Annotated in this window: 26 protein-coding genes; 8 read left to right on the top strand and 18 right to left on the bottom strand. The window is 65.1% G+C overall.

The window, feature by feature from the left end; translation table 11 throughout:
* Positions 1-79: 79 nt before the first annotated feature.
* The 9 genes from J2R76_RS04270 to J2R76_RS04230 form a co-directional block, all read right to left on the bottom strand.
* Positions 80-1,051, bottom strand: a complete 972-nt coding sequence (locus J2R76_RS04270; RefSeq protein WP_076831296.1) for a tripartite tricarboxylate transporter substrate binding protein — start codon at positions 1,049-1,051, stop codon at positions 80-82.
* Between the two features lie 187 nt (positions 1,052-1,238).
* A complete protein-coding gene (locus J2R76_RS04265; protein WP_076831299.1) occupies positions 1,239-2,147 on the bottom strand; it encodes a DMT family transporter in 909 nt (302 codons plus the stop codon).
* Positions 2,148-2,419: 272 nt separating this feature from the next.
* The gene (locus J2R76_RS04260) at positions 2,420-3,220 is read right to left on the bottom strand and encodes an NUDIX hydrolase (protein WP_076831301.1); all 801 of its coding nucleotides are present in this window, start codon (positions 3,218-3,220) and stop codon (positions 2,420-2,422) included.
* 2 nt (positions 3,221-3,222) lie between these two features.
* The gene (locus J2R76_RS04255) at positions 3,223-4,179 is read right to left on the bottom strand and encodes a dihydrodipicolinate synthase family protein (protein WP_076831304.1); all 957 of its coding nucleotides are present in this window, start codon (positions 4,177-4,179) and stop codon (positions 3,223-3,225) included.
* A gap of 93 nt (positions 4,180-4,272) precedes the next feature.
* Positions 4,273-5,154 carry an SDR family oxidoreductase gene (locus tag J2R76_RS04250; RefSeq protein ID WP_076831307.1) on the bottom strand — a complete coding sequence of 294 codons (882 nt, stop codon included), beginning with the start codon at positions 5,152-5,154 and terminating at the stop codon, positions 4,273-4,275.
* 185 nt (positions 5,155-5,339) lie between these two features.
* Positions 5,340-6,200, bottom strand: a complete 861-nt coding sequence (locus J2R76_RS04245; protein WP_076831310.1) for a MaoC family dehydratase — start codon at positions 6,198-6,200, stop codon at positions 5,340-5,342.
* 209 nt (positions 6,201-6,409) lie between these two features.
* Positions 6,410-6,799, bottom strand: a complete 390-nt coding sequence (locus tag J2R76_RS04240) for a Zn-ribbon domain-containing OB-fold protein (protein WP_076831312.1) — start codon at positions 6,797-6,799, stop codon at positions 6,410-6,412.
* Entirely contained in the window at positions 6,799-7,956 is a 1,158-nt protein-coding gene (locus tag J2R76_RS04235; RefSeq protein ID WP_076831315.1) for a thiolase domain-containing protein, read from the bottom strand. Before J2R76_RS04235 ends, J2R76_RS04240 begins: the two co-directional genes overlap by 1 nt.
* Positions 7,957-8,224: 268 nt before the next feature.
* Complete coding sequence (locus J2R76_RS04230) at positions 8,225-11,716, bottom strand: indolepyruvate ferredoxin oxidoreductase family protein (protein WP_057015968.1); 3,492 nt, start codon at positions 11,714-11,716, stop codon at positions 8,225-8,227.
* Between the two features lie 234 nt (positions 11,717-11,950).
* On the opposite strand from J2R76_RS04230, the gene J2R76_RS04225 reads away from it, so the two are divergent.
* Complete coding sequence (locus tag J2R76_RS04225) at positions 11,951-13,177, top strand: cytochrome c (RefSeq protein WP_076831318.1); 1,227 nt, start codon at positions 11,951-11,953, stop codon at positions 13,175-13,177.
* Between the two features lie 4 nt (positions 13,178-13,181).
* Here the strand turns inward: J2R76_RS04225 and J2R76_RS04220 are convergent, their stop codons facing one another.
* Positions 13,182-13,823, bottom strand: a complete 642-nt coding sequence (locus J2R76_RS04220; protein ID WP_076831320.1) for a trimeric intracellular cation channel family protein — start codon at positions 13,821-13,823, stop codon at positions 13,182-13,184.
* Between the two features lie 145 nt (positions 13,824-13,968).
* Here J2R76_RS04220 and J2R76_RS04215 point away from each other — a divergent pair, with 145 nt between their 5' ends.
* Positions 13,969-14,409, top strand: a complete 441-nt coding sequence (locus tag J2R76_RS04215; RefSeq protein ID WP_253623757.1) for a hypothetical protein — start codon at positions 13,969-13,971, stop codon at positions 14,407-14,409.
* A 66-nt stretch (positions 14,410-14,475) separates the two neighbouring features.
* Here J2R76_RS04215 and J2R76_RS04210 read toward each other — a convergent pair whose 3' ends face one another.
* From J2R76_RS04210 to J2R76_RS04200, 3 genes are read right to left on the bottom strand one after another with little or no spacing between them, the layout of a single operon-like run.
* Positions 14,476-15,294, bottom strand: a complete 819-nt coding sequence (locus J2R76_RS04210) for an oxaloacetate decarboxylase (RefSeq protein ID WP_057015964.1) — start codon at positions 15,292-15,294, stop codon at positions 14,476-14,478.
* A gap of 56 nt (positions 15,295-15,350) precedes the next feature.
* Positions 15,351-15,701: an antibiotic biosynthesis monooxygenase gene (locus tag J2R76_RS04205; RefSeq protein WP_028338223.1), complete on the bottom strand. Its 351-nt coding sequence runs from the start codon at positions 15,699-15,701 to the stop codon at positions 15,351-15,353.
* A 33-nt stretch (positions 15,702-15,734) separates the two neighbouring features.
* Positions 15,735-16,043 (bottom strand): NIPSNAP family protein, encoded by a 309-nt coding sequence (locus tag J2R76_RS04200; protein ID WP_050384507.1) that lies wholly within the window; start codon positions 16,041-16,043, stop codon positions 15,735-15,737.
* A gap of 117 nt (positions 16,044-16,160) precedes the next feature.
* Here J2R76_RS04200 and J2R76_RS04195 point away from each other — a divergent pair, with 117 nt between their 5' ends.
* Entirely contained in the window at positions 16,161-16,856 is a 696-nt protein-coding gene (locus tag J2R76_RS04195) for a helix-turn-helix transcriptional regulator (protein ID WP_026192884.1), read from the top strand.
* 180 nt (positions 16,857-17,036) lie between these two features.
* Here J2R76_RS04195 and J2R76_RS40560 read toward each other — a convergent pair whose 3' ends face one another.
* Positions 17,037-17,162 carry a hypothetical protein gene (locus tag J2R76_RS40560; RefSeq protein WP_256520351.1) on the bottom strand — a complete coding sequence of 42 codons (126 nt, stop codon included), beginning with the start codon at positions 17,160-17,162 and terminating at the stop codon, positions 17,037-17,039.
* Here J2R76_RS40560 and J2R76_RS04190 point away from each other — a divergent pair.
* Positions 17,161-17,424: a GCG_CRPN prefix-to-repeats domain-containing protein gene (locus tag J2R76_RS04190; RefSeq protein WP_076831326.1), complete on the top strand. Its 264-nt coding sequence runs from the start codon at positions 17,161-17,163 to the stop codon at positions 17,422-17,424. The genes J2R76_RS40560 and J2R76_RS04190 overlap by 2 nt on opposite strands.
* Positions 17,425-17,493: 69 nt before the next feature.
* Here J2R76_RS04190 and J2R76_RS04185 read toward each other — a convergent pair whose 3' ends face one another.
* Together J2R76_RS04185 and J2R76_RS04180 are read right to left on the bottom strand one after the other, a co-directional pair.
* Positions 17,494-17,790 (bottom strand): twin-arginine translocation signal domain-containing protein, encoded by a 297-nt coding sequence (locus tag J2R76_RS04185; RefSeq protein ID WP_076831329.1) that lies wholly within the window; start codon positions 17,788-17,790, stop codon positions 17,494-17,496.
* A gap of 135 nt (positions 17,791-17,925) precedes the next feature.
* Positions 17,926-18,243, bottom strand: a complete 318-nt coding sequence (locus J2R76_RS04180) for a hypothetical protein (protein ID WP_057015961.1) — start codon at positions 18,241-18,243, stop codon at positions 17,926-17,928.
* Positions 18,244-18,337: 94 nt separating this feature from the next.
* Between J2R76_RS04180 and J2R76_RS04175 the strand changes: the two genes are divergently transcribed.
* Positions 18,338-19,585: a glycerophosphodiester phosphodiesterase family protein gene (locus J2R76_RS04175; protein WP_057015960.1), complete on the top strand. Its 1,248-nt coding sequence runs from the start codon at positions 18,338-18,340 to the stop codon at positions 19,583-19,585.
* A 149-nt stretch (positions 19,586-19,734) separates the two neighbouring features.
* Entirely contained in the window at positions 19,735-20,085 is a 351-nt protein-coding gene (locus J2R76_RS04170) for a cupin domain-containing protein (protein WP_018272103.1), read from the top strand.
* 168 nt (positions 20,086-20,253) lie between these two features.
* On the opposite strand, the gene J2R76_RS04165 is transcribed toward J2R76_RS04170, so the two are convergent.
* Entirely contained in the window at positions 20,254-20,601 is a 348-nt protein-coding gene (locus tag J2R76_RS04165) for a hypothetical protein (RefSeq protein ID WP_076831330.1), read from the bottom strand.
* Between the two features lie 122 nt (positions 20,602-20,723).
* On the opposite strand from J2R76_RS04165, the gene J2R76_RS04160 reads away from it, so the two are divergent.
* Positions 20,724-21,794 carry a serine hydrolase gene (locus J2R76_RS04160; protein ID WP_076831333.1) on the top strand — a complete coding sequence of 357 codons (1,071 nt, stop codon included), beginning with the start codon at positions 20,724-20,726 and terminating at the stop codon, positions 21,792-21,794.
* 245 nt (positions 21,795-22,039) lie between these two features.
* On the opposite strand, the gene J2R76_RS04155 is transcribed toward J2R76_RS04160, so the two are convergent.
* Positions 22,040-23,572, bottom strand: a complete 1,533-nt coding sequence (locus J2R76_RS04155) for an acyl-CoA carboxylase subunit beta (protein ID WP_076831336.1) — start codon at positions 23,570-23,572, stop codon at positions 22,040-22,042.
* A 160-nt stretch (positions 23,573-23,732) separates the two neighbouring features.
* Between J2R76_RS04155 and J2R76_RS04150 the strand changes: the two genes are divergently transcribed.
* On the top strand, positions 23,733-24,149 hold the full coding sequence (locus J2R76_RS04150; protein WP_028335494.1) for a DUF4260 domain-containing protein: 417 nt from the start codon (positions 23,733-23,735) through the stop codon (positions 24,147-24,149).
* Positions 24,150-24,152: the final 3 nt, after the last annotated feature.

Here is a 24,152-nt window from a genome sequence, read left to right as displayed (position 1 = left end):
CGGCCCAACCCGCGGGCGGTGTGACCGGCGTCACCCCGGGCGGGTGCCGGTGGCCGATTCCGGCACAGGGCGGCGCGGCTCAGTCCGGCGGGATGCCGGCCTCCTTGACCACCCTGGCCCAGAGCGCAACGTCCGCCTTGATGATATCGGCGAACTGCCTCAGCGGCGCGCTACGGGCGTCGCAACCGGCGACATCCAGCTTCTTGCGCACCTCAGCGGAGGCCAGCGCCGTCTCCAGCGCGGCGCTGATGCGTTCGACCACCGGCTGCGGAGTGCCGGCCGGCACCACGAAGCCGAACCATGGCGTCACCTGCGCTTCGGCAAAGCCCTGCTCGGCCATGGTCGGCACGTCGGGGAAATACTTCGAGCGGCCGTCGCTGATCGTCCCGATGATCCGGATGCTGCCGGACTGCACCTGGGCCAGCGCCTGGTTGGCCGACAGGAAGCTCGAGGTGATCAGGCCGCTCGCGATATCGGGCACCATCTGCGGATAGCCGCGATAGCCGATCGCGGTGACGTCGATGCCGGCGAGCCGCTTGAACAGCTCGAAGCCGAGATGGCCGGTCGAGCCCTTGCCGGGATGGCTGTAGTTCAGCGTGCCCGGCTTGGCCTTGGCCAGCGCGACATAGTCGGCGACGGTCTTCACCGGCAGCGAGGTCGGCACGATGAAGAAGTTCGGGGCGAGACAGATCTGCCCGACCGGCACGAAGTCCCTGACCGGATCCCAGCGCAGCTGCGTGTTCAGTGCCGGGCTTGCGGTGAAGAAGGTCGTCACCAATAGCCATGTGTAGCCGTCGGGAGCGGCGCGTGCGACCTCCTCGGCCGCGATCGAGCCATTGGCGCCGGATTTAGCCTCGACGACGATCGTCCCCTTCCACTGCTCCTGCATGTCCTGCGCCATGATGCGCGCGAACACGTCGGCCACGCTGCCCGGTGCGTAGGGAATGACGATGCGGATCGGCCGGTTCGGGAAGTCCTGCGCGCGCACCGTGCCGGCCATCGCCAGCAACGCCATGCACGCACCGGCAATGAGGCTGATCCGCCGCAACATCGTCCCGTTTCCCGCCCTGCGATCTCGTTGCGGGCAGCATGCAGGCATTGGCCGGCGGCAGCAAGGCGTCGGTTTCAGCGGGCGAAACTTCAGGCGGTGGCGATCTTGCGCCCAGGAATCGTCATCGCGGCGATGACGTCAGGCCGTGGCGATCCTTCGCGCGGGAATCGTCATCGCGGCGATGACGTCAGGCTGTGGCGATCCTTCGTGCAGGAATCGTCATCGCGGCGACGCCGATCACAACGCAGGCGAGGCCGATCCACGCCGTCGGGCTCAGCCGTTCGCCCAGCACCGTGACGCTGAGCGCCACCCCGATCGGCACCCGCAAGTAAGCTTGCGCGGTGGTGCCGACCGAGCCGAGGGTCTGGATCAGGTGGAAGTAGATCACGAACGCGATCGCGGTCGAGAACACGGCAAGCGCCAGCAATGCGGTGAGCGATGTCGTCGACGGCGAAAGCGTCCAGGGCCGCTCGACGACAAGGCTGAGCGGAACGAGGATCGCGGCGCCCGCGAGCAGCGAACCCGCTGCCGGCGCCATCGGATCGAGCTCCTTGAAGCCGCGGCTGAAGATCGCGGCACAGGCGTAGCAGATGGTGGCGGCGACGATCGCGACCTCGGCCACGATCCCCTGCCCGAGATCGCGGAACGCATCGACGCCGACGATCAGGCAGATGCCGGCCATGCCTGATATCACCCCGAACAGCTTGCGCGGGCTCGCCCCCTCATGGCGGGTGATCGCGGCGGTGAACAGGAAGGTGAAGATCGGCGAGGCCGAATTGAGGATGGTGGCGAGCCCGGCATCGACGAAGCGCTCGCCCCAGGCGATCAGCGTCCACGGGATCACGCTGTTGAGGCAGGCCTGAAAGATGAAGCGGCGCCAGGTCGCGCGATCGGCCGGCATCGATACGCCGCGCATCCGCATGATGACGAGCAGCAGCAGCCCCGCGATCGTGGTGCGCGCCGCGATCAGCGTGATCGGCGGGATGGTCGCGACACCAAGCTTGATGAAGGTATAGGAGCCGCCCCACAGGGTGGCGAGCGCGAGCAGCAAGGCGAGCTCGAAGGCCATGCTCGGCTGTCGTGGGGCGGTGGTCATTGGCGGGATCCCGTCTCGATGGTTGAGACGGAAGCTACATCGCTGCGAGGTGATGATATTTCGATATAAGCCGAAATGTGGAGAAGCGACTCTCCTTCCCCGTCGTCCCGGCGAAGGCCGGGACCCATTACCACAGGGTTGTGTTGTTGGAAAAAGCTGCAGCCTCGGCGTCGCGCAGCAATGCAGTTCGGTGGTTATGGGTCCCGGCCTTCGCCGGGACGACATAGCGCTGCCTGTGAGTCACGCACTCGACGTCTCTCAGGACGACGGACCTACCCCAGCGCCCCGACGTCGAACACCTCGCCATCGTAGCCCGCTTCCTTGGGGATGCGGAGCTGGCGGCCGGTGGCGGTCTTGGTCATCACGGGCATTACGGCGACAATCGACTTGCCCTTGCTGTCGGCGAGCGCGGCGCCGACGTTCGGCTGCTTGCCGAGCCTGATCAAATTGCGCGTGGTCGGGAACGGCAGCTTGAAGCGGCCGGTCTCGCCGCCCTCCAGCGCCTCGCGCGTCGACACCCAGATCGAGTCGGTCGATTCCTTGCCGTCATGGGCGCCGAGCTGCTCGGGCGGCGCGGCGGCCAGGAAGAACCAGGTGTCGAAGCGCTTCGGCATGCCCTCCGGCGTGATCCAGTGCGCATACGGCACGAGCTCATCGAGCGCGAGCACCATGCCGTTGTCGGTCAGCACCTTGAGGAAGCTGATCTTGCCTTCGTTCAGCGGCGCGCGATGCGCGGTCGCGATCTCGTTCGCGCGCTTCGCATCGACCAGGTCCTTCGACCCCTGCGGCCGCGCCAGCAGGATGCCGCTCTCCTCGAAGGTCTCGCGGATCGCCGCGATGCGGAAGCCGAGCGCGTCGCCGTCGAGCCCTTCGCCGCCGGAATAGAGCGCGGGATCGGCGGCGATCTCCTTGTCGTTCTTGTCGACGCTGCCGCCCGGAAACACCAGCGCACCCGAGTTGAACTCGATCTGGTGATGGCGGACCATCATGAAGACTTCGATTTCGCCCGATGAGCTGCCGTCACGCAGCAGCAGCACGGTCGACGCAAGGCGCGGGGCAACGATCTCGGTCATGATTAGCCTGCTGCACTGGATTGCGGTTGCAGATTGGCGCGACGGTCGACGCGCGCCACACGGGACAAGAGATAGTCGACCTCCGCCCTTGCCTGCTGCGTGATGACGGCTCCGGGCTTGCGCTGCGCGCTGGAGGAGATGATGCCGCGCTTCTGCAGCACGTATTTGCGCACGGTCAGACCGACGCCGGGCTGCTGCTCGTAGCGGATCAGCGGCAGATGCGCGTCGAACAGATCATGCGCGGCATCACGCTTGCCGGCCTTGGACAGGTTGACGACATCGATCAGCAGCTCGGGGAAGGCATAGCCAGTCATCGCACCGTCGGCGCCGCGCTCCATCTCGAAATCGAGGAAAAGGCCGCCATTGCCGACCAGGATCGACAGCGGCCGCAGCGAGCGGTCCTTCTGGAAGTTGCGCAAGGTCGAAATCTTCTCCAGGCCCGGCCAGTCCTCGTGCTTGAGCATCACGCAGGACGGCGAATCCATCACGATCTTGCGGATCACGGCCGGCGTGAACACGACGGTCAGCGTCAGCGGATAGTCCTGCAGCACCCAGGGTATATCGTCGCCGATCGCTTCCTGCGCCTGCTTGAAATAGCCGATGATCTGGTCGTCGGTACGCAGATGCGGCGGCGGCGCGATCATGACGCCGGCGGCGCCCGCATCCATCGACTTCTTCGCCAGCGAGCGCATCGTGGCAAAGCCCGGCGCCGAGACACCGACGATGACCTGGAGCCTCTTGGCGCGCTTGACGAAGCGCAGCGCGACCTGCTCGGCCTCCGCGGCGTCGAGCTTCGGCGCCTCGCCCAGGATGCCGAGCACGGTGACGCCGTCGCAGCCGACATCGGTATAGAAATCGGTCAGCCGGTCGATCGATGCCTCGTCGATGCGGCCGTCGTCGTGGAACGGGGTCGGCGCGATCGCAAAGGTTCCGGCGGCCTGGGCGGTGAGTTTGGTCATGGGTGCCTCGTCTGTTTCGCCCTCTATACAGCGTCATTTCCCGATGCGCCATTGCGCATCGGGAAGCCGTCCCGCGGTCGCGGGTGCCAATCCTTACTTGAACCGCCGCGCCGACTTCTTGATCTCCTCCTCGGAGAAGAAGATCTCCTTGGCGTGGGTGACGATGTCCTCCGCCTTCCATCCCGTGAACGGCGGCGTCCAGCCCTCCATTTCCATCATCCGCATTTCGCGGACGCCGCGCGGGCCGGAGACGCCAAGCACCTTGCCGGTCTGGTCGCCCGACAGATCGCTGACCATGTAGAGCACGGCCGGCGCGATGCCATCGGGCCCGAGCGCCGCACCCGGGTTCTCTTTGTAACGCGGCAGGTCCGCGGTCATGCGGGTCAGCGCGCCCGGCGCCAGGGTCCAGATCCGGATGTTGTACTTGCGGCCCTCGATCGCTAGCACGTTGGAGAGGCCCCAGATGCCGCCCTTGGCGGCGCCGTAATTGGTCTGGCCGAAATTGCCGATCAGGCCCGAGGTCGAGGACGTGTTGACGATGACGCCGCCGCCATTGTCACGCATCCATTTGAACACCGGCTGGGTGCAGCAGAAGGTGCCTTTCAGATGCACCTTCATCACCTTGTCCCAGTTCGCTTCCTTGGCCTTGTGGAAGGTCTCGTCGAGCAGGATGCCGGCATTGTTGACCAGGATGTCGGCGCGGCCGAAATGCTTGATGGCGTCGTCGAACACCGACTGGCCGCCGGCCAAGGTCGAGATGTCGGCGCCGTTGGCGACGGCGCGGCCGCCCTCGGCCTTGATCGCGTCGACCACCTTGTCGGCCATCGACTTGTCGGAGCCCGAGCCGTCGCGCGGGCCGCCGAGATCGTTGACCACCACGGCCGCGCCCTCGCGCGCAAACAGCTTCGCATAGGCTTCACCAAGCCCGCCGCCGGCGCCCGTGATCAGCGCCACCTTGCCGTCGAGTAATCCCATGGTTGTTTCTCCGTGTTGTTCTTTCTTCTTCACCTCTCCCCGCAGGCGGGGAGAGGTCGGATCGCCCTTGCGATCCGGGTGAGGGGTACAGGTCTGTCCGCAAGACCACCGTTGCGGAGAAAGCCCCTCACCCCACCCTCTCCCCGCAAGAGCGGGGCGAGGGAGTCGACGGCCGTCGAGCGTTGCTACGCCAGCACCGTCTTGCCGCTCTTGATCACGGTGACGCCGCGCGACTTCACCTTGGCCTCGAACGACACCACATTGCCGTCCTTCCACAGCTCCATGGTCACGGTCTCACCGGGGAACACCGGCGAGGAGAACCGCGCCACGTGCTGCTTGAAGGCGGACGGATCGTAGTCGGCATAGGTCTGCAGCACGCCGCGGCAGGTGATGCCGTAGGTGCACATGCCGTGCAGGATCGGCCGCGGGAAGCCGGCCTTCCTGGCGAACTCCGGATCGGAGTGCAGCGGGTTGCGGTCGCCGCACAGCCGATAGACCAGCGCCTGGTCGGGCCGCGTCGTGATGTCGACCACCTTGTCCGGCGCGCGCTCCGGCACCTTGTGCGGCTCGGGCTGGCCGTCGGACGGGCCGCCGAAGCCGCCATCGCCGCGGGCGAAGCGCGAGGCGACCAGCGTGGCGAGCTTGTCGCCCTTCTCGTCCTTCAGCACGGTCTGGTGGCGGATCACCGCGCCCTTGTCCTTGCCCTTGTCGAACACGTCGAGCACGGTCGAGTCGGCCGTGATGTGCGCGGCGGTCGCGAACGGCTTGTGGAAGGTGATGTCGCGCTCGCCGTCGACCACCATGACGCGGTTAAGATTCATCTCGCCGGGACCGGCGCCCCAGGCCGCGACCGAGGCAAACGTCGGCACCACCTTGAGCGGGCGCGGCGTCAGCACGCCCTCATTGACGAAAGCGAGCTCCTTCTCGTCCATCGGATCGGCACCCAGGCCGATGCCATAGGCATAGAGCATCACGTCGCGGTCGGCGTAGCTGTATTTCTGGCCGAGATTCTTCAGGGCCATCAGCTGTTCGTACACGATCGGCATCGTTGTTTTCTCCCCGAATGTATTCTTAACGGCACGGTGCCCATTACTGCGCCCTCTCCCCTTGTGGGAGAGGGCAGCACCGGCAGTCGTCTCAAACTCGTTTCGGTGAGGGGTTCGCGCCACAGAGAGATTCTCTACGCGGAGAGAGACCCCTCACCCGCCTTCGCTTTCAGCGAAGGCACCCTCTCCCACAAGGGGAGAGGGTAAAATCAGGCCGGCGTGAAGAACGGCAGCGGGGCGCCGTCGGTCGGCTTCCACACCACCTTCACCTTCTGGCCGATCTTCACCTTCTCCAGATCGCAATCGACGATGTTGGTCTGCAGCGACGGACCTTCCTTCAGCGTCACATAGGCGATCGCATAGGGACCGGTCGGCGACTTCCGCATCAGGCTGTAGGTGTAGACCGTGGCCTCGCCGCTCGACTCTTCCCACACCGTCTTGTCCGAGAAGCAGAACGGGCAGATCGCGCGCGGGAAGTAGTGCGCCTCGCCGCAGGTGTTACAGCGCTTGATCATGAACTTGCCCGCCTTCGCCGCCTCCCAGAACGGCGCGGTCTCCGGGTTGGTCACCGGGGCATTGTACTTCTTCGCTTCAGACATCACGCACGCTCCAGAATGCAGGTTGAGGCGGCGTGGCGAACGCCGAGCAGACCGCCGGTGCCGTGGGCGATCGCGAGGTCGCAGTTCTTCACCTGCACCTTCGGATGCGCCTCGCCGCGCAACTGGCGCACAGCCTCGAGGATTTTCGTCATACCGCCGCGATTGACGGGATGGTTACTGCACAGACCGCCGCCGTCGGTGTTGAACGGCAGCTTGCCGACGCCCGAGATCAGATTGCCGTCGGCGACGAACTTGCCGCCCTCGCCCTTCTTGCAGAAGCCGAGGTCCTCTAGCTGCATCAGCACCGTGATGGTGAAGCTGTCATAGATCGAGGCGTATTTGATGTCCTTCGGCGTCACGCCCGCTTCCTCGAAGGCACGCGGACCGGACCACACGCCGGCGGAGTAGGTCAGATCGAGATCCTTGCCGCCGCGCGGGCCCTTCATCGCCTCGCCATGGCCGATCAGGCGCACCAGCGGCTTCTTCAGGCTCTTGGCGATCTCGGGCGTCGTGACGATCATCGCGCCGCCGCCGTCGGTGACGACGCAGCAATCCATCCGATGCAGCGGATCGGAGATCATCGGCGAGTTCAGCACGTCCTCGACGGTGACGACCTCTTTCAGCATCGCATGCGGATTGTATTGCGCATGATGCGAGGCCGCGACCTTGATCCAGGCGAGCTGCTCGGAGGTGGTGCCGTAGTCGTGCATATGACGCATGGCACACATGCCATAGGCATTGTGCGTGGTAGCCCCGTAGGCGGATTCGAAATCGGCCTCGGCGCCCGAGGCGCGCGGCGGCATCGGGCCGGTGCGCGGTTTGCCCGCCAGCGTGACCAGCCCGACCGAGCATTTGCCCGCGGCGATCGCCTCGGCGGCGTGGCCGAGATGGATCAGATAGGAACAGCCACCGGTCTCGGTGGAGTCGACATGACGCAGCTTCTTGGTGTTGAGGCCGAGATAATCGACCATCGGCCACAGCCCGCCCGGCGCGTCGCCGGCGCAGAAATAGCCGTCGATGTCGTCCTTCGTGAGCCCGGCGTCCTCGATCGCGCCCTTGGCGACCTCGGCGTGCAGCTGTGCTGTTGATTTATCGGGTGCGTGCCGGGTGGGATGTTCGTAGATCCCGGCAATGTAGGCCTTGCCCTTGATGGTCAAATCGCTCTCCGCTGGCGTTTCTTCGCTCGAGCGTTTTTCTGAACCGACGACGCGACCTTGGCAAGCGCGGAAATATTCCGTCAGGCGAGACTGCGCGTAGGCACGGTACGCGCTGCCAAAACACCAGGTGTCGTCCCGGCGAAAGCCGGGACCCATAACCACAGGATTGTTGGTGAGAGTGAGCCGTGGCCCCAGCGTCGCGCTACGACAAAGTGCGGTGGTTATGGGTCCCGGCTTTCGCCGGGACGACACCGCGTGTGTGGCTACACTACTCCGCCGCCATCTGCCGCGGCGCGGACGGCGGGTTGGCGAGGTCGGCGGCGAGTTGCGCGTAGCGAACCTTCGCTTCCTTGATCGCCTTGTCCTTCACCGGACCGTAGCCGCGGATGCGATCGGGCAGCGCCAGCAATTCGACCGCAATGTCGTGGTTGAGCGGCGACAGCAGGCCGAGCACCGTCGCGACATCCTTCTCGTAGCCCGCGATCAGATCGCGCTCCAGCTTGCGGTCGGCGTTGTAGCCGAAGATGTCGAGCGGCGTGCCGCGCAGAAAGCGGAATCTCGCCAGCACCCTGAAGGCCGACATCATCCACGAACCGAAGGCGCGCTTTTTCGGCCGGCCCTGCGCGTCGAGCCCGCCGCCGAGGATCGGCGGCGCCAGATTGAAGTTGAACTTGAACTCGCCCTCAAACTGATCGCGCAGCTGCTTCTCGAAACGGCCGTCGGTGAACAGCCGCGCCACCTCATACTCGTCCTTGTAGGCGAGCAGCTTTGCGTAGTTGATCGCGACCGCGCGCGGCAGCGCCTCGCCATAGCCGCCCTTGGTGGCGGCGTCGCGCACCTGGTCGACCAGCTTGCGATAGCGCTTTGCCAGACGTGCATTCTGGTAGTCGGTCAGGAACGCCATGCGATGGGTGATGATCTCGTCCAGCGACATCGCATCCAGCGATTTCGGTGGCGCGATTTCGTCGTCGCCCTTCATCATGCCGCTCAGCCGTGCCGGATCGGCGGCGGCCAGGCGCCCGAGCTGGAACGCCTGGGTGTTCATCTTGATCGAGACGCCGTTGACTTCGATCGCCTGCAGAATCGCCTCCGCCGACAGCGGCAGCAACCCGCGCTGATAGGCAAAGCCCATCATCATGATGTTGGTGGCGATGGAGTCACCGAGCAGCGCTTCGGCCGGCTTGGTGAAGTCGAAGAACGCGGAGTCCTTGCGCAGCTCGGTCTCCAGCACGCTGTTGACCTTGCGGCTCTGGAAGTTGAAGTCGCGGTTCAGGATAAAGTCCGCGGTCGGGATCACGTGGCTGTTGATGATGCCGACGGTGCGGCTCGCATCGCACAGCGTGATGGTGTCCTTCGACGCCGCCACGACCTCGTCGGCCGCAAGCACCAGATCGGCCGTTCCGGTCACGATGCGCGAGCAGGTCACGTCGGCGGTGTGCTCGGAGAGCCGGACGTGGCTCAGCACCGCGCCGCCCTTTTGCGCGAGACCTGACATGTCGAGGATCATCGAGGCCTTGCCCTCGATATGGGCGGCCATGCCGAGCAGCGCGCCGATCGTCAGCACGCCGGTGCCGCCGACGCCGCCGACCGCGATGTTGTAGGGCCGGTCGAGCGCGGGCTTGGAGGCCGGCTCCGGCAGATTATCGATGCTGCCGAGCTCGGGCGGCGCGCGCCGCCTGAGCTTGCCGCCGTCGACCGTGACGAAGGACGGGCAAAAGCCCTTCACGCAGGAATAATCCTTGTTGCAGGTCGACTGGTTGATGGTGCGCTTGCGCCCGAGCTCCGTCTCCAGCGGCTCGACCGAGATGCAGTTCGACTGCACCGAGCAGTCGCCGCAGCCTTCGCAGACCGCGGGATTGATCAGCACGCGGCGCTGCGGATCCTCCATCAGGCCGCGCTTGCGGCGACGGCGCTTTTCGGCGGCGCAGGTCTGCACGAACACGATCGCCGACGTGCCCTTGGTGTCGCGGCACATCTTCTGGACGTTCTCGAGCTCGTCGCGGTGATACAGCTTGACGCCGGGCGCGATCGTATCGGCCGGATAGGCGTCCGGATTCTCCGAGACCAGATAGATCTCGCGGATGCCTTCGGCATGGAGCTGGAAGGTGATCTGCTGCGGCGAGAGATCGCCGTCGTGGCGCTGGCCGCCGGTCATGGCGACCGCGTCGTTGTAGAGGATCTTGTAGGTGATGTTGGCCTTGGAAGCGATCGACTGGCGGATCGCGAGAATGCCGGAGTGGAAATAGGTGCCGTCGCCGAGATTGGCGAAGATGTGGTTCTCGTTGGTGAACGGCGCGATGCCGACCCACGGCACGCCCTCGCCGCCCATATGGGTGAAGGTCTCGGTTGACCGGTTCATCCACAGTGCCATGAAGTGGCAGCCGATGCCTGCCAGCGCGCGGCTGCCTTCCGGCACCTTGGTCGAGGTGTTGTGCGGGCAGCCCGAGCAGAAATACGGCGTGCGGCTGACAGGCGCGGTCGCCTGCATCTGCGTCGACTGACGGCCGTTGAACCAGTCGGCCTTGGCGCGCAGCATCTCGGCGATTTCAGGATTGAGATTAAGTCGAAGCAGCCGTTCGGTGAGCGAGCTCGCAAGCGAGGCCACGCTGAGCTCGGCGGCGAAGGTCAGGAAGCGCTTGTCGTGATCGTCCATCTTGCCGACGATGCGCGGACGCACATCGTCGCGCCAGTTGAACAGCTCCTGCTTGACCTGGTTCTCGACGATCTCGCGGCGCTCCTCGACAATGAAGATCTCCTCGAGGCCGACGGCGAAGTTGCGCACGCCTTCCGGCTCCAGCGGCCAGGGCATGCCGATCTTGTAGAGGCGGATGCCGATCTTGGCGGCGATCTCGGGCGTGATGCCGAGCTCGCGCAACGCCTGGCGGATGTCCTCGTAGCTCTTGCCCGAGGCCATGATGCCGTAGCGCGCGTTCGGCGAATCCATCGTGATGCGGTTGACCTTGTTGGCGCGGGCGAAGGCGATCGCGGCAAAGCCCTTGTAGTCCTGCAACCGGCGGTCCTGCTCGAAGCGGTCGTCGGGCCAGCGGATGTTGAGGCCGCCCGGCGGCAATTCGAAATCGGTCGGAATGATGAACGGCGTCATCTCGTCGGTGAGGTCGATCTCGGCGGTCGTCTCGACCGTCTCGGTGATCACCTTCATGCCGACCCAGCAGCCAGAGTAGCGCGACATCGCGATACCCAGGAGGCCCATCTCGATCATTTCGTGGATGCTGGAGGGGTAGAGGTAGGGCATCAGCGCGGAGATGAAGGCGTGGTCGGACTGATGCGGGACGGTGGAGGATTTCGCGCCATGGTCGTCGCCGGCAAGGCAGAGTACGCCGCCATGCTTGGCGGAGCCGGCCGCATTGCCGTGGCGGAACACGTCGCCGCAGCGGTCGACGCCGGGGCCCTTGCCGTACCAAATGCCGACCGCGCCATCATATTTGGCGCCCGGCGACAGGGCGAGCTGCTGCGAGCCCCAGATCGCGGTGGCCGCGAGGTCCTCGTTCACGCCGGGCTGGAATTTAATGTTGTACTGCTCGAGATGCTTGCGGGCGGCGAACAGCTGCTGGTCGTAGCCGCCGAGGGGGGAACCGCGATAGCCGGAGATGAAGCCTGCCGTGTTGAGGCCCGCGGCGCGGTCGCGCCTGATCTGCGCCATCGGCAGGCGGACCAGCGCCTGGATGCCGGTCATGAAAACGTGGCCGGTGTCCTGGGTGTATTTCTGGTCGAGGCTGATAGGCCCTTGGTTGATTCCCATTTAGCCCTCTTTTCGCTGGTCGCGACGACTGCTTTTTAGCTAGTCATCCGAGCTTGTTGGAACCAGTCTATGTCGGATTTTCCGGCCCGCGCAGCACAATTCTGGGCGACCAGGCCCGTGGCTCAAAAATCGCAATTTCGTGCCGGGAATATTGCAGGGCCGTTTCGGTTTCTGTCGCAGGACAGGCCCGTGGCGAAATGGCGTGACGCGTCTTGTGGACCGGAAGGTGATCGGATGCGGCGACGATTTCGAACGACGGGTGCGATTCTGGTTGCAGCGCTGTTGTGCGGCGCGCTCGCGACCCGCGAATGCGCCGCCGCGCCGACCGACGACGTCATCGCCCGCGGCAAGGCGCTCACGATCGCCGGCGACTGCGCCAGCTGCCACACGGCCGATCCGGCAAAGCCTTTTGCCGGGGGGAAGCGGATCGACACGCCGTTCGGTGCGGTGTTCTCGCCGAACCTCACCCCCGACCGCGATACCGGCATCGGCGGCTGGAGCGACGACGATTTCCTGCGCGCGCTGCGGAGGGGCGTCGCGCCGAGCGGCGCGCATTATTATCCCGCCTTCCCCTACCCGTACTTCACGAAGCTGATCCGCGGCGACATCCTGGCGATCCGTGCCTATCTCGCGACGCTGGCGCCGGTCAGCAACAAGGCGCCGCCGCCGGAGCTGCGCTGGCCATTGAACTACCGCGTGCTAATGGGGGCGTGGAACGCACTGTTCTTCACACCGGGCATCATCCAGCCGGACCAGGGCCAGGGTGCGGAATGGAATCGCGGACGCTATCTCGTCGAGGCCCTCGCCCATTGCGGCGCCTGCCACACGCCCAAGAACGCCTTCGGCGCCGACAGGCGTGACCAGGCGCTCAGTGGCAGCACGGTGCAAGGCATGTTCGCGCCAAGGCTCGATGGCGCCGCGCGCAGCGGGCTGAAATCATGGAGCGTCGCTGACATCGCCGAATATCTGCAGAGCGGCCGCAACGGGCACAGCCATGCCGGCCCCCTGATGTCCGAGGTGGTGCTCAATTCGACTTCGAAGATGCGCGACGCCGATGTGCACGCGATTGCGGTCTATCTGAAGAGCCTGCCTGCCGGCGCGCCGGAGCCGGAGGTCACCCCGCCCTCGCCGGCGCAGATGAGCAATGGCGAACGCATCTACCGCGGGGCCTGCATCGCCTGCCATGAGCTCGACGGCTCCGGCGCGCCGCGGATCTATCCGCCTCTGCCCGGCAACGCCAATCTGCAATCGGCCAATCCGGCGAGCACGCTGCGCATCATCCTCGACGGCGCGCAGACCGTGACCACGCCGCGCGCCCCGAACGGCGGCTCGATGCCGGCCTATCCCAAGCTCACCGACCAGGAGGTCGCGGACGTTGCGACCTACATCCGCAATGCCTGGGGTAACGCGGCGCCGGCCGTCACCGCGGACGAGGTCGCCAAGGCGCGGACGGCGAAATAGCCGTTCAGCGCTCCTCGTCGCTGAACACGAATTTCGGCATCTCCCATCGGTAGCGGATCGCAAGCATGCGGAACGTCAGCCCGAGTGCGAAGGTCAGCGCGGTCCAGAGCTGGGTGTTCACCTGCAGCCCGGAGCCGGTCACATAGAACAGTCCCGTCACCACGGAGACGCTGGCGTAGAGCTCGCTGCGAAACAACAACGGCACCTCGTTGCAGAGGATGTCGCGCAGCACGCCGCCGGCGCAGCCGGTGATCATGCCGGCGACGATCACGATCGGCAGCGGGACGTCGACTTGTGAGGCCACGTCGCAACCGGCCATGGTGAACACCACAAGTCCGATCGCATCGAGCACCAGGAATGCGAGGTTGAGCCGGTGCACGAGCCGCGCCAGCAGGATGGTGGCGAAGGCGCCCGCCGCCGCGACCGCAAGGTAGATCGGGTGCGCGACCCAGAGCAGCGGATAATGTCCGAGCAGAACGTCGCGGATGGTGCCGCCGCCGAGCGCGGTGATCGCGCCGAGCATGCAGACGCCGGCCCAATCCATGCTGCGCCTGCCTGCCGCCAGCGCCGCCGTCATCGACTGCGCCGCAACCGCAATGAACGAGAGCAAGTGCAGCACCGAATCGGTGGGCGGCATGGTCCACATTGAAAAGGCCTCATGAAACAGGTTGGAACCCGAGGAATCGGCGGTTCCTGCATGAACAGGTTGCAACATTGGCGCGGAACATCCTCGCGCGCCAGCCATTGTCCTCTGCGTTTAGCTTTCAGGGTGCTAACGGAGGAACTTTGCAATGGCCCATCAACCTGACGATCCGTATCGCGCCAACCTGACCGAGGACGAAATGCGCCGTCAGGCGCGCTTCAACAGGCTGGACAACGAGCTGCAGCCGGACCCGGACCTCCAGGAGGGACCGGCCAGCACCACCAAGATCGCGATGTTCGCCGTCGCGGTGGCCGTGGTGCTCGGTGCGTTGTTCTACGGCTTGAACAATACCTCGGTGCATGAGGCGGGTACCACGCCGTCAGCGCAGACCGCGCAGCAGCAGCCGGCCAATCCGGCCGCGCCGCCTCCGGGCATGCGCGACGTGACGCCGAAGCCGAACAGCCAGCCCGGCACGACCACGGGCGCGGCACCTGCGCAGCCGGCCTCTCCATCGGCCAACAAGCCGACTGGACAGGAAATCGACCGCTCGGCGGCGCCGGCCGACTCGACCGGCGACAAGAACAAGTAATCCGCTCGCTATCGTGAGCGATGAAGCAGCGGGCCCCGGCGGCCCGCTGCTTTTTTGCGTGTGAGTCTACTTGAACATCTTGTTGAGCTCGCCGCCGGGATAGCCGTTGGCGAATTCCGTGAAGGTGCCCTTCTCGGCCATCTCCTTGGCCGCCTTCATCACGCCGGTCCAGGCCATCCGCGCAAGCGCTCCGCCGACGCTGATCCGGCGCACGCCGAGATCGGCGACCGATTGCAGCGTCAGCTCCGACGCGCCGCCGATCAACAGATTGACCGGCTTTGGCGCCACCGCCTTCACAACCGCGGAAATCTCCTCCTTGGTCGCGATGCCCGGCGAATAAAGGACGTCCGCTCCTGCTTCCGAATAGGCCTGCAGCCGTTCGATCACCAGATTGAGGTCCTTCTTGCCCCACAGGAATGCCTCACAGCGGCCGGTGAGCAACACACCGCTGTTGTCGGCATCGATGGCCTTGCGCGCCGCCTTGATGCGCTCCACCGCAAGCTTGTGCTCGAACAGCGGGTTGGCGGCGTCTCCGGTGGAATCCTCAATGGAAAGCCCGGCGACGCCGGTCTTGACGCCGCGCGCGACATTGGCGGCGACCTTGTCGGGCTCGACCGCGAAGCCGCCCTCGAAATCCGCATTGACGGGAATATCGACCGCCGCGCACAGTGCGGTCAGGTGGTCGCAGACGTCATCGACGGTGACGCGGTTGTCGGCCTTGGCGATGGTCCATGCAAAGCCCGCGCTGGTCGACGCCAGCGCCTTGAAGCCGAGATGCTGCAAGGCGCGGGCGCTGCCGACATCGAACGGATTCGGAATGATGAAGCACCCGCTCTCATGCAGCTTCCTGAAGGCGGCGCGTTTGTCAGCAGTTGGCAGTGGCATTGGTCGCTCCCTGGAGTCATTGGCCGCGCACAGATAGGCACCCACGCATCCGCCCGCTAGTGCGGCTCATGCGCCGCGCGGCTGTCCTTCGGCGCCTGATCGCGTTCGTTCAGGCCGTAATCACGGATCACGCTTGCCACCCGCAGCCGGTAGTTCTCGAAGATCCGCGCGCGGCCCTTGGCCTGGGTACGGCGATGTTCGATCGTGTTGCGCCAGGCTTCCACCGCAGCCTCGTCGCGAAAGAATGACAGCGACACGAACTTGCCCTTCTCGGTGATGCTCTCGAACCGCTCGACCGAGATGAAGCCGTCGATCTCCTGCAGGATCGGCTTCAGCTCGGCGGCGAGGTCGAAATAGAGATCCCGTTGCTCAGGCTTGGGCCAGACTTCGAAGATCACTGCGATCATGGGCGCCTCCCGCACATTGCTGTTGTGGCCCTACTATACCTCGACCTTGCGGAGAAATGTCCGTTCCTCGGCGAGGATGAAGCGGTTTTCTTCCGCGAAGTTGAAGTTCGCCACTCCCTCCTTGTCCTGGCGCAGCCGCGCGCGATAGGCCTCATAGGCGGCAAGGCTGTCGAACGAGATCAGCGCAAAGGCGATGTTGTTGGTTCCCTCATGCGGCATCCAGTAGCCGATGAGGTCGCCGCCGCAGCGCGGGATGATCGAGAGCCAGTTCCGCGAATACTCCTCGAACATCGCGCGCTTGAACGGATCGAGCTGGTAGCGGATGAAGACGGTGACGGTCATTGATGGCCTCCAGTCATGTTTCCGTTATTGCGAGCGTCAGCGAAGCAATCCTCGCAATGACGGCCCGTTGAACAATAGCGGCTTGTCCGACCTCGATGCTTCGGCTATCATCGAACTATGAAAGCAGGACCCGACATCTCCCGGATCGCCGCTCTGGTCGGCGATCCCGCGCGCTGCAACATGCTGACCGCGCTGATGACCGGCCGGGCGCTGACCGCGAGTGAGCTGGCGCAGGAGGCCGGCATCACGCCGCAGACGGCGAGCTCGCATCTCTCCAAGCTCGAGGCCGGCGGGCTGATCGAGCCCGAGAAGCAGGGCCGCCACCGCTACTACCGCCTCTCCGACCCCGACGTCGCCGACGTGCTGGAAGGCCTGCAGGGCATTGCCGCCCGCGCCGGCCATATGCGGGTGCGCACCGGGCCAAAGGATCCGGCGCTGCGCCGCGCCCGCATCTGCTACGACCATCTCGCCGGCGATCTCGGCGTTCAGATGCTCGACAGCATGAAGCGGCAGAAGCTGGTCCGCCAGAGCAAGCAGGCGATCGAGCTCACCGGCGAAGGCAAGCGCTTCATGGCCGAGGAGCTGCAGATCGACGCCGATGCGCTGACGCATCCGCGCCGGCCGGTGTGCAAGGCCTGCCTCGACTGGAGCGAGCGGCGGCATCATCTCGCCGGCACGCTGGGCGCTGCCATGATGGACCGCTTCACGGAACTGAAATGGGCCGCGCGCGACGCTGCACCGGGCAGCCGCGTGGTCAATTTTTCGCGCAACGGCGAGAAGCGATTTGCCGCGCTGTTCGGCCCAGACCAGTAGCGGTGCGCCTTCGGGCAAGCGTCGATGAACCGCCGGTCTCGTTTGCCTCGCCTTCCGATGTATTCTCGTACGCTCGCCAACAGCGCGCGGCTGCCCGGCGTCCGCGAAATATTTCGAAGTGATGCTGAGCCGGCTTGCGGCGTGCTGACGCAGCTGTGAGCTGCAACATTCATGTCGCATTCAGGCCGCAACATTATGGTCGGCGACATCGGGCACGCCTTCTGCAATGATCCGGCCGGGCGAATCGGTAGACGAAAGCTTGTTGCGGTGCCGCAGCGCGGCCCAAAATAAAAAAGGAGAAGACATGAAGTATCTTTTTGCTGCAGCAGTTCTGCTGACGACCGCATTCGCCGGCATCAGCGCCGCTGATGCGGCCGGTGGCTGCGGCCCCGGCTGGCACCGTGGCCCCTATGGCGGCTGCGTCAGGAATCGCGGCGTCGTCGTCGCGCCGGGCGCCGTTGTCGTGCGCCCGCCGGTCGTGGTCGAGCGCCCCGTCGTGGTGGCGCCGCGTGTCCGCGCCTGCCCGTACGGCTTCGTCTGGCGCTACGGCCGTTGCCGCCCGATCTGATCGCGGCAGATTCCGAACTAACAAAACCCCGCCTGGCGCGGGGTTTTTCTTTTCGTCATGGAGTCGATATCACCAGCGGCGCCAGTGATGACGGCGCCAATGGTGGCGACGCCAGCCCCAATGCCTGCGGTGCCAGTGCCGGTGACGCCAACCCCAATGGCGATAATGCCAGCGTACTTGCTCGGGCTTCATGCGGCCGACCTCCTCGGCCGTTGTGACGGCGGGATGCGCTTCGCCAGCCGCTGGTGCGCGTGCATCCTGGTTGAGGGGAAGCGGCGCGAGCGGCGCCGCCTGCGCCGTCGCTGCGAAGGTGACGGCTCCGGCGGCGACACCGAAGGCCATCTTCAGAAAATCCCGACGTTCCATGAGCGTTTCCCTTTGTTGCTGAGTTGGACCAACTGCAGCAGTAAGTTTTTGCCTCGCGAGCTGAACGCTCGCTGAACCGCGCGTTCACGTTTCATGGAACTCGAGCGTTGTCGACGTCGTGACGTCACGCAACCATCATGCCGCCGTCGCCTCCTCCGCCAGCACCAGGAGATCGCGCGTGCGTGTCACCTCCGGCCAGTCACGGTTGAAGTCGGCGACCAACCGCTTCATGTGATCGCTGCTCACCGCGCGCTCGAGCGCCTTCTCGTCGGCGAACTGATAAGTCGCCTGGTGCAGCGAGGGATCGCTCAGGCTCCAGCATCGCCAGGCGCGCTCGGCGCCGAACGATTTCATCGCGTCCGGCAGATGCTCGCGCGAATACCAGGCGTCGAAGGCGGCACGCCGGGCGATGTCCGTGACGGTGGCGCGGACGACGAAATAGGCTGCGGGCATTGGTTTTCCTCCATGGTTTCATTTCGCACAGGCGGCCGGCATATGCTCCGTGATATGTCGGCCTGCTGACAATGCCTGATCAGGGGGATCACCCATGCTTGCCCGTCACCGCACCGCCCTGCTCTCGTTCCTGCTCGCCCTCGGCGCCGCGCTGCCCGTCGCCGCCGGGGAGATCGCGCTGCCGCGCGAGGCGCAGCTCGGGCCGCGCCCGTTCTATCTGGTCGACAAGATGAAGGACGGGCCCCTGAAGCAGCAGCTCAGCCAATGCACCGGGCCGTTCCACAAGACCGATTTTTCGATTGGCCATCGCGGCGCCGCGCTGCAATTTCCCGAGCATAGCCGCGAATCCTATCTCGCCGCCGCACGGATGGGCGCCGGCGTGATCGAATGCGACGTCACCTTCACCAGGGACCGCCAGCTGGTGTGCCGGCACTCGCAATGCGACCTGCACACCACGACCAACATCCTGACGGTGCCGGATCTCGCTTCAAAATGCACGCAACCCTTCAGCCCGGCCGATCCCGCCGCCGGCAGGAAGGCCTCGGCGAAGTGCTGCACCAGCGACATCACGCTCGCCGAATTCAAGCGGCTCACCGCGAAAATGGACGGCTTCAATCCGGATGCGAGGACGCCCGAGGAGTACCAGAACGGCACGCCGCGCTGGCGCACCGACCTCTACGCCAATTCCGGCACGCTGATGAGCCATGACGAGAGCATCGCCTTGATCAAAAGTCTCGGCGCAAAATTCACGCCGGAGCTGAAGGCGCCGGAGGTGGCGATGCCGTTCGACGGCGACTACACCCAGGAGACATATGCGACCCAGATGCTCGCCGCCTACAAGGCCGCCGGCATTCCGCCGAGCGACGTGTTCCCACAGAGCTTCAGCCTTAAGGACATCCTCTATTGGGTGAAGACCGAACCCGACTTTGCCAGCCAGGCGCTCTATCTCGAGGACCGCTACGAGAAAGCGGGCCTCGATCCGAACCGGCCGGAGACCTGGAAGCCGTCGATGCAGGAATTGAAGGCCTCCGGCGTCGCGATCCTGGGACCGCCGATCTTCGCGATGCTGGCGCTGAACGACAAGGGCGAGATCGTCCCGTCGGCTTACGCCAGGGCAGCGAAGGCCGCCGGCCTCGATCTGATCGGCTGGTCGCTGGAGCGCGACGGGCCGCTCAACCGAGGCGGTGCGTTCTACCACAAGTCGGTGAAGGCGGCGATCGACCGCGACGGCGACACGTTGACCGTGCTCGACGTGCTGGCAAGACAGGTCGGCGTCCGCGCGATGTTTTCCGACTGGCCGGCGACGACCACATTCTATGCGAACTGCATGGGGATGAAGTGAGATCTTGCGGGGCAGGTTACAGCCGCGCCTGCCCCGCCCTACGCACCGTGCGCGCCCGCCATGACCATTCCGGCCGTTCCGCGCGCGGCAGAACGGGACTAGCATCATCGCCTTCCCGCCCGACGGGACAACACCACAGGGAGGCCGCCATGAAGCCAGGACAACCGGTCAAGGACGCCAGCCATCTCTACGAAGTCGAGCGCCGCGCCCAGCACGCCGCCCGCCCCGGCTTCCGCATCATGGAGCTGCAGCTCTCGCCGACCCAGAAGGTGCCGTGGCACACCCACAGCAACATCTCCGACACCTTCTATGTGCTGGAGGGCCAGATGCGGCTGTTCCTGCAGGAGCCCAAGGAGGAAGTGAACCTGAAGGTCGGCGAAGTCTACGCCGTCCGCCCGACCCGCCCTCACCTCGTCACCAACGCCGGCACGACGTCGCTGACGTTCCTGATCCTGCAAGGCGTCGGCGAATACGACTACGTACCGCTGGCGTCGAAGTAACTCCCTCCGCTGTCGTCCCGGCGAAAGCCGGGACCCATTACCACCGCATTTCGGTGATGAACGGGATCGCCCCAGCGTCGCGCAACAATTGAGACTTGGGATAATGAGTCCTGGCTTTCGTCAGGACGACACTGAGTTTGCGGCGCCGCTTTGCGCGCCCGCCGCGCCTCACATCAGTTTCAGCGGCGCGTCGTGAACCAGGCGCAGGTCGATATTGCCGATCAAACGCGCGCGGCGCGCCTCGGCGGTGCTGATCGCAGCCTCGGTCTGCCGCAGTGTGCTGACATTCGAGCCGAGCGACACGATACCACCGAGCACCAGTGCGATCGATCCGAGTGCCGCGGTCTGACCGGCGCCCAACAGCTCGAGCAGCGCGACGGCCAGCAACGCGAACCCGCCTGCGATCGCGACCTTCGAGCCGAGAATGATCCGCCGGGAGCGCTCGGCGCTCTCGGCAAGCTCCTCGATCTGCGCCTCGATCTCGGAGATCTCGTCGGTCGGCTCGTCTTCGGTCATCGGGTTCGGACCTGTAGGGCGGGTCAGGCGGAAGCCGTAACCCGCCGTGTTCATTTTCGCAAGAAATCGCTACGCTTCAGGCGCGCGCTAGCTCTTGGTCATCCGATTCGGACTCAAATCAAATGTTAGCCTGTTCAACGCTCGACGACGGATGGGTCGCTGCGGCTCCCGCCGAGGTCGGCTTCGATGCCGAAAGCCTCTCCAGACTCGACGCGTTTCTCAAACAATGGCCCAAGCGCAACGTTCACGCCGTTGTCATCGTACGGCGCGGCAAGCTTGTGTTCGAGCGCTATTTCGCCGGCCGGGAGCGGCGGTGGATGGAGTGGTCGGCACCGGTTCAATTTTCGCCGGAAACGAAGCACGACATCCGCTCCATCTCGAAGAGCGTAACCTCACTTCTGATCGGCTTGGCCATCGGCAAGGGACAATTTCCGCCGCTCGATTCCGCTGTTATCGACTATTTCCCCGAATATGCCGATCTTCGTACGACGAGGAACGCTCGCATCACGTTCCGGCACCTGCTCACCATGTCGCACGGTCTACGGTGGGATGAAGCGCGCGGCTGGAACAGTCAGGCGAACAACGAACGGCATCTGCTCGAAGCGAAAGATCCCTACCGCTATGTTCTGCAACAGCGGATGGCGCTCCCGCCCGGCGTATCGTTCAACTATAGCGGCGGCGCCACCAGCCTCCTGGCTGCGGCCCTTGCCAAGAGCGTCGGCCAACGGATCGATGCTTTTGCCAGAGACAAGCTGTTCGAACCGCTCGGCATCACTGATGTCGAGTGGCTCAGCTTTACCGGCAGTGCCGAACTCGCGGCCTTTGCCGGATTGCGGCTACGGCCGCGCGACGTCGCCAAGCTTGGCGAACTCGTCGCGAATGATGGACGCTGGAACGGCAGACAGGTCCTGCCCGCCGCGTGGATCGCCGAGTCGACCAAGCCGCGGGTTAACGCCGGAGGGCACGTGGTCGTCTACTATGGTTATCACTGGTGGCTTGGCCGTTCCTTGCTGAACGGTCACGACCTGATCTGGATCGCCGCGTACGGCAGCGGTGGCCAACGCCTTTTCATCGTGCCCGGGCTCGATCTGGTGGTCGTCGTGAACGCCTTCGACCACGATGCCATCTCAAACGCCATCCTCAACCAGTTTCTCCTGCCTGCCGTGACGGACTGTCCGCCCCTTTCAGCGTAAAGGGTTGGAATGGGGCTGAGCTCAGCTCTCTGTTCGCAGGGCCGGTTACGCGACCGGGTCCGCGCGCGTAGCGCAGTGAGCGAAGGTGGAAGCCGCAACCCGCCACGGATCGTACGCCCCTGGAACCTCGAGATTCCGGGTTCGCGCTCACGCGCGCCCCGGAATGACGACAACAAGAGCAACAAAGGGAGACGCGCATGCGAAGGTCGTGGGTTACGCTTGCGCTAACCCACCCTACGCTCTCCTCACAACGGCAGATTGTCGTGCTTCTTCGCGGGGATCTCCACCTTCTTGTCCTTCAGCATCGCCAGCGCCCGCGCGATGCGGCGGCGGGTCGAATGCGGCATGATGACGTCGTCGATGTAGCCGCGTTCGGCGGCGATGAAGGGCGACAGGAAGCGGTCCTCGTACTCCTTGGTGCGGGCGGCGATCTTGTCGGGGTCGCCGATGTCAGAGCGGAAGATGATCTCGACCGCGCCCTTGGCACCCATCACAGCGATCTGGGCGGTCGGCCAGGCGTAGTTCATGTCGGCGCCGATTTCCTTCGACGCCATGACGTCGAAGGCGCCGCCATAGGCCTTGCGGGTGATGATGGTGACGAGCGGCACCGTGCACTGCGAATAGGCGAACAGCAGCTTTGCGCCGTGCTTGATCAGGCCGCCATATTCCTGCGCGGTGCCCGGCAGGAAGCCCGGCACGTCGACGAAGGTGACGATCGGGATGTTGAAAGCATCGCAGAACCGAACGAAGCGCGCGGCCTTGCGTGAGGCGTCGCTGTCAAGCACGCCCGCCAGCACCATCGGTTGGTTGGCGACGAAGCCGACGGTGCGGCCGGCGATGCGGCCGAAGCCGGTGACGATGTTTTTCGCAAAGGTCTCCGAGATCTCGAAGAAGTCGCCCTCGTCGACGACCTTGAGGATCAATTCCTTCATGTCGTAGGGCTTGTTCGGATTGTCGGGGATCAGCGTGTCCAGCGACATGTCGACCCGCCCGATATCGTCGAAGCTCGGCCATTCCGGCACGCCGTCGCTGTTGTTCGAGGGCAGGAAGTCGATCAGGCGGCGCATCTGCAGCAGCGCGTCGACGTCGTTCTCGAACGCGCCGTCGGCGATCGAGGAGCGCGTGGCATGCACCGAGGCGCCGCCGAGTTCCTCGGCGGTCACCACCTCGTTGGTGACGGTCTTCACCACGTCGGGGCCGGTGACGAACATGTAGCTGGTGTTCTTCACCATGAAGATGAAGTCGGTCATCGCGGGCGAATAGACGTCGCCGCCGGCGCAGGGGCCCATGATGACGGAGATCTGCGGGATCACGCCCGAGGCCTGCACGTTGCGGCGGAACACATAGGAATAGCCCGCCAGCGCCGCGACGCCCTCCTGGATACGCGCGCCGCCGGCGTCATAGAGGCCGATGATCGGCGCCCTCGCCTTCATCGCCATGTCCTGCAGTTTCGTGATTTTCAGCGCGTGGGTTTCGGAAAGCGAGCCGCCGAACACCGTAAAATCCTTGGCAAAGACGAACGTCTTGCGGCCGTTGACCGTGCCCCAACCGGTGACGACACCGTCGCCGGGGATCCTGGTCTTCTCCATGCCGAATTCGATCGAGCGGTGCTCGACGAACATGTCGAATTCCTCGAACGAGCCCTTGTCCAGCAGGAGCTCGATCCGCTCGCGGGCGGTCAGCTTGCCGCGGGCGTGCTGCGCCTCGATGCGCTTTTCGCCGCCGCCCAGCTTGGCGCCGGCGCGCCGCTCTTCGAGGGTATCGAGGATATCTTTCATTTGTTTCCGCCCGTGTTAGCTACAGTCCGCGTCCCGGCGCGAGCCGAGGTCCGCTTCGTTCGGAAATGGCTTAGCACGGCCATTTCGGAACCGGAAAGGCGGTTGTGGACGGGTTCGGGCGCAAAAACGGTAGGATTTTCCGATATCTGGGGAGATGGCGATGACCGACACGAGCACGGCCACGGTCGAGACCGGCGCACCGACCGGCGGGGTGCGCACCCTGCTCCGGCTGGAGGGCCTCGTGCTGTTCCTCGGCATGACCGTGCTCTATGCCCAATGGGAGGGCTCGTGGCTGGTCTATGTCCTGCTGTTCCTGGTGCCGGATTTGAGTTTCGCGGCCTATCTCGCCGGCCCGCGGGTCGGCGCCATCGTCTACAACGCCGCCCACAGCTATCTGGCGCCGGTCGCGCTGATGACGCTGGGCTTTGCCGCCGCGGCGCCGCTGGTGCTATCGATCGCGATGATCTGGCTCGCCCATATCGGGATCGACCGCGCGCTCGGCTACGGGCTGAAATATTCCAAGGGCTTTGGCTTCACCCATCTCGGGCGGATCGGGAAAGCGCAGGAGCCCGCCTAGCGC

This window comes from Bradyrhizobium sp. USDA 4532 (assembly GCF_024171315.1).
GTDB classification, from domain to species: Bacteria; Pseudomonadota; Alphaproteobacteria; order Rhizobiales; family Xanthobacteraceae; genus Bradyrhizobium; species Bradyrhizobium australafricanum.
Note: the sequence above shows the minus strand (reverse complement) of the source record. Positions and strands in the feature narration are given on the sequence as shown.

What these genes read in the sequence shown, in the direction of transcription:
- J2R76_RS04270 (WP_076831296.1), bottom strand. Translation starts at nt 1,051, where the DNA reads ATGTTGCGGCGGATCAGCCTCATTGCCGGTGCGTGCATGGCGTTGCTG.
- J2R76_RS04265 (WP_076831299.1), bottom strand. Translation starts at nt 2,147, where the DNA reads ATGACCACCGCCCCACGACAGCCGAGCATGGCCTTCGAGCTCGCCTTG.
- J2R76_RS04260 (WP_076831301.1), bottom strand. Translation starts at nt 3,220, where the DNA reads ATGACCGAGATCGTTGCCCCGCGCCTTGCGTCGACCGTGCTGCTGCTG.
- J2R76_RS04255 (WP_076831304.1), bottom strand. Translation starts at nt 4,179, where the DNA reads ATGACCAAACTCACCGCCCAGGCCGCCGGAACCTTTGCGATCGCGCCG.
- J2R76_RS04250 (WP_076831307.1), bottom strand. Translation starts at nt 5,154, where the DNA reads ATGGGATTACTCGACGGCAAGGTGGCGCTGATCACGGGCGCCGGCGGC.
- J2R76_RS04245 (WP_076831310.1), bottom strand. Translation starts at nt 6,200, where the DNA reads ATGCCGATCGTGTACGAACAGCTGATGGCCCTGAAGAATCTCGGCCAG.
- J2R76_RS04240 (WP_076831312.1), bottom strand. Translation starts at nt 6,799, where the DNA reads ATGTCTGAAGCGAAGAAGTACAATGCCCCGGTGACCAACCCGGAGACC.
- J2R76_RS04230 (WP_057015968.1), bottom strand. Translation starts at nt 11,716, where the DNA reads ATGGGAATCAACCAAGGGCCTATCAGCCTCGACCAGAAATACACCCAG.
- J2R76_RS04225 (WP_076831318.1), top strand. Translation starts at nt 11,951, where the DNA reads ATGCGGCGACGATTTCGAACGACGGGTGCGATTCTGGTTGCAGCGCTG.
- J2R76_RS04220 (WP_076831320.1), bottom strand. Translation starts at nt 13,823, where the DNA reads ATGTGGACCATGCCGCCCACCGATTCGGTGCTGCACTTGCTCTCGTTC.
- J2R76_RS04215 (WP_253623757.1), top strand. Translation starts at nt 13,969, where the DNA reads ATGGCCCATCAACCTGACGATCCGTATCGCGCCAACCTGACCGAGGAC.
- J2R76_RS04210 (WP_057015964.1), bottom strand. Translation starts at nt 15,294, where the DNA reads ATGCCACTGCCAACTGCTGACAAACGCGCCGCCTTCAGGAAGCTGCAT.
- J2R76_RS04205 (WP_028338223.1), bottom strand. Translation starts at nt 15,701, where the DNA reads ATGATCGCAGTGATCTTCGAAGTCTGGCCCAAGCCTGAGCAACGGGAT.
- J2R76_RS04200 (WP_050384507.1), bottom strand. Translation starts at nt 16,043, where the DNA reads ATGACCGTCACCGTCTTCATCCGCTACCAGCTCGATCCGTTCAAGCGC.
- J2R76_RS04195 (WP_026192884.1), top strand. Translation starts at nt 16,161, where the DNA reads ATGAAAGCAGGACCCGACATCTCCCGGATCGCCGCTCTGGTCGGCGAT.
- J2R76_RS04190 (WP_076831326.1), top strand. Translation starts at nt 17,161, where the DNA reads ATGAAGTATCTTTTTGCTGCAGCAGTTCTGCTGACGACCGCATTCGCC.
- J2R76_RS40560 (WP_256520351.1), bottom strand. Translation starts at nt 17,162, where the DNA reads ATGTCTTCTCCTTTTTTATTTTGGGCCGCGCTGCGGCACCGCAACAAG.
- J2R76_RS04185 (WP_076831329.1), bottom strand. Translation starts at nt 17,790, where the DNA reads ATGGAACGTCGGGATTTTCTGAAGATGGCCTTCGGTGTCGCCGCCGGA.
- J2R76_RS04180 (WP_057015961.1), bottom strand. Translation starts at nt 18,243, where the DNA reads ATGCCCGCAGCCTATTTCGTCGTCCGCGCCACCGTCACGGACATCGCC.
- J2R76_RS04175 (WP_057015960.1), top strand. Translation starts at nt 18,338, where the DNA reads ATGCTTGCCCGTCACCGCACCGCCCTGCTCTCGTTCCTGCTCGCCCTC.
- J2R76_RS04170 (WP_018272103.1), top strand. Translation starts at nt 19,735, where the DNA reads ATGAAGCCAGGACAACCGGTCAAGGACGCCAGCCATCTCTACGAAGTC.
- J2R76_RS04165 (WP_076831330.1), bottom strand. Translation starts at nt 20,601, where the DNA reads ATGACCGAAGACGAGCCGACCGACGAGATCTCCGAGATCGAGGCGCAG.
- J2R76_RS04160 (WP_076831333.1), top strand. Translation starts at nt 20,724, where the DNA reads ATGTTAGCCTGTTCAACGCTCGACGACGGATGGGTCGCTGCGGCTCCC.
- J2R76_RS04155 (WP_076831336.1), bottom strand. Translation starts at nt 23,572, where the DNA reads ATGAAAGATATCCTCGATACCCTCGAAGAGCGGCGCGCCGGCGCCAAG.
- J2R76_RS04150 (WP_028335494.1), top strand. Translation starts at nt 23,733, where the DNA reads ATGACCGACACGAGCACGGCCACGGTCGAGACCGGCGCACCGACCGGC.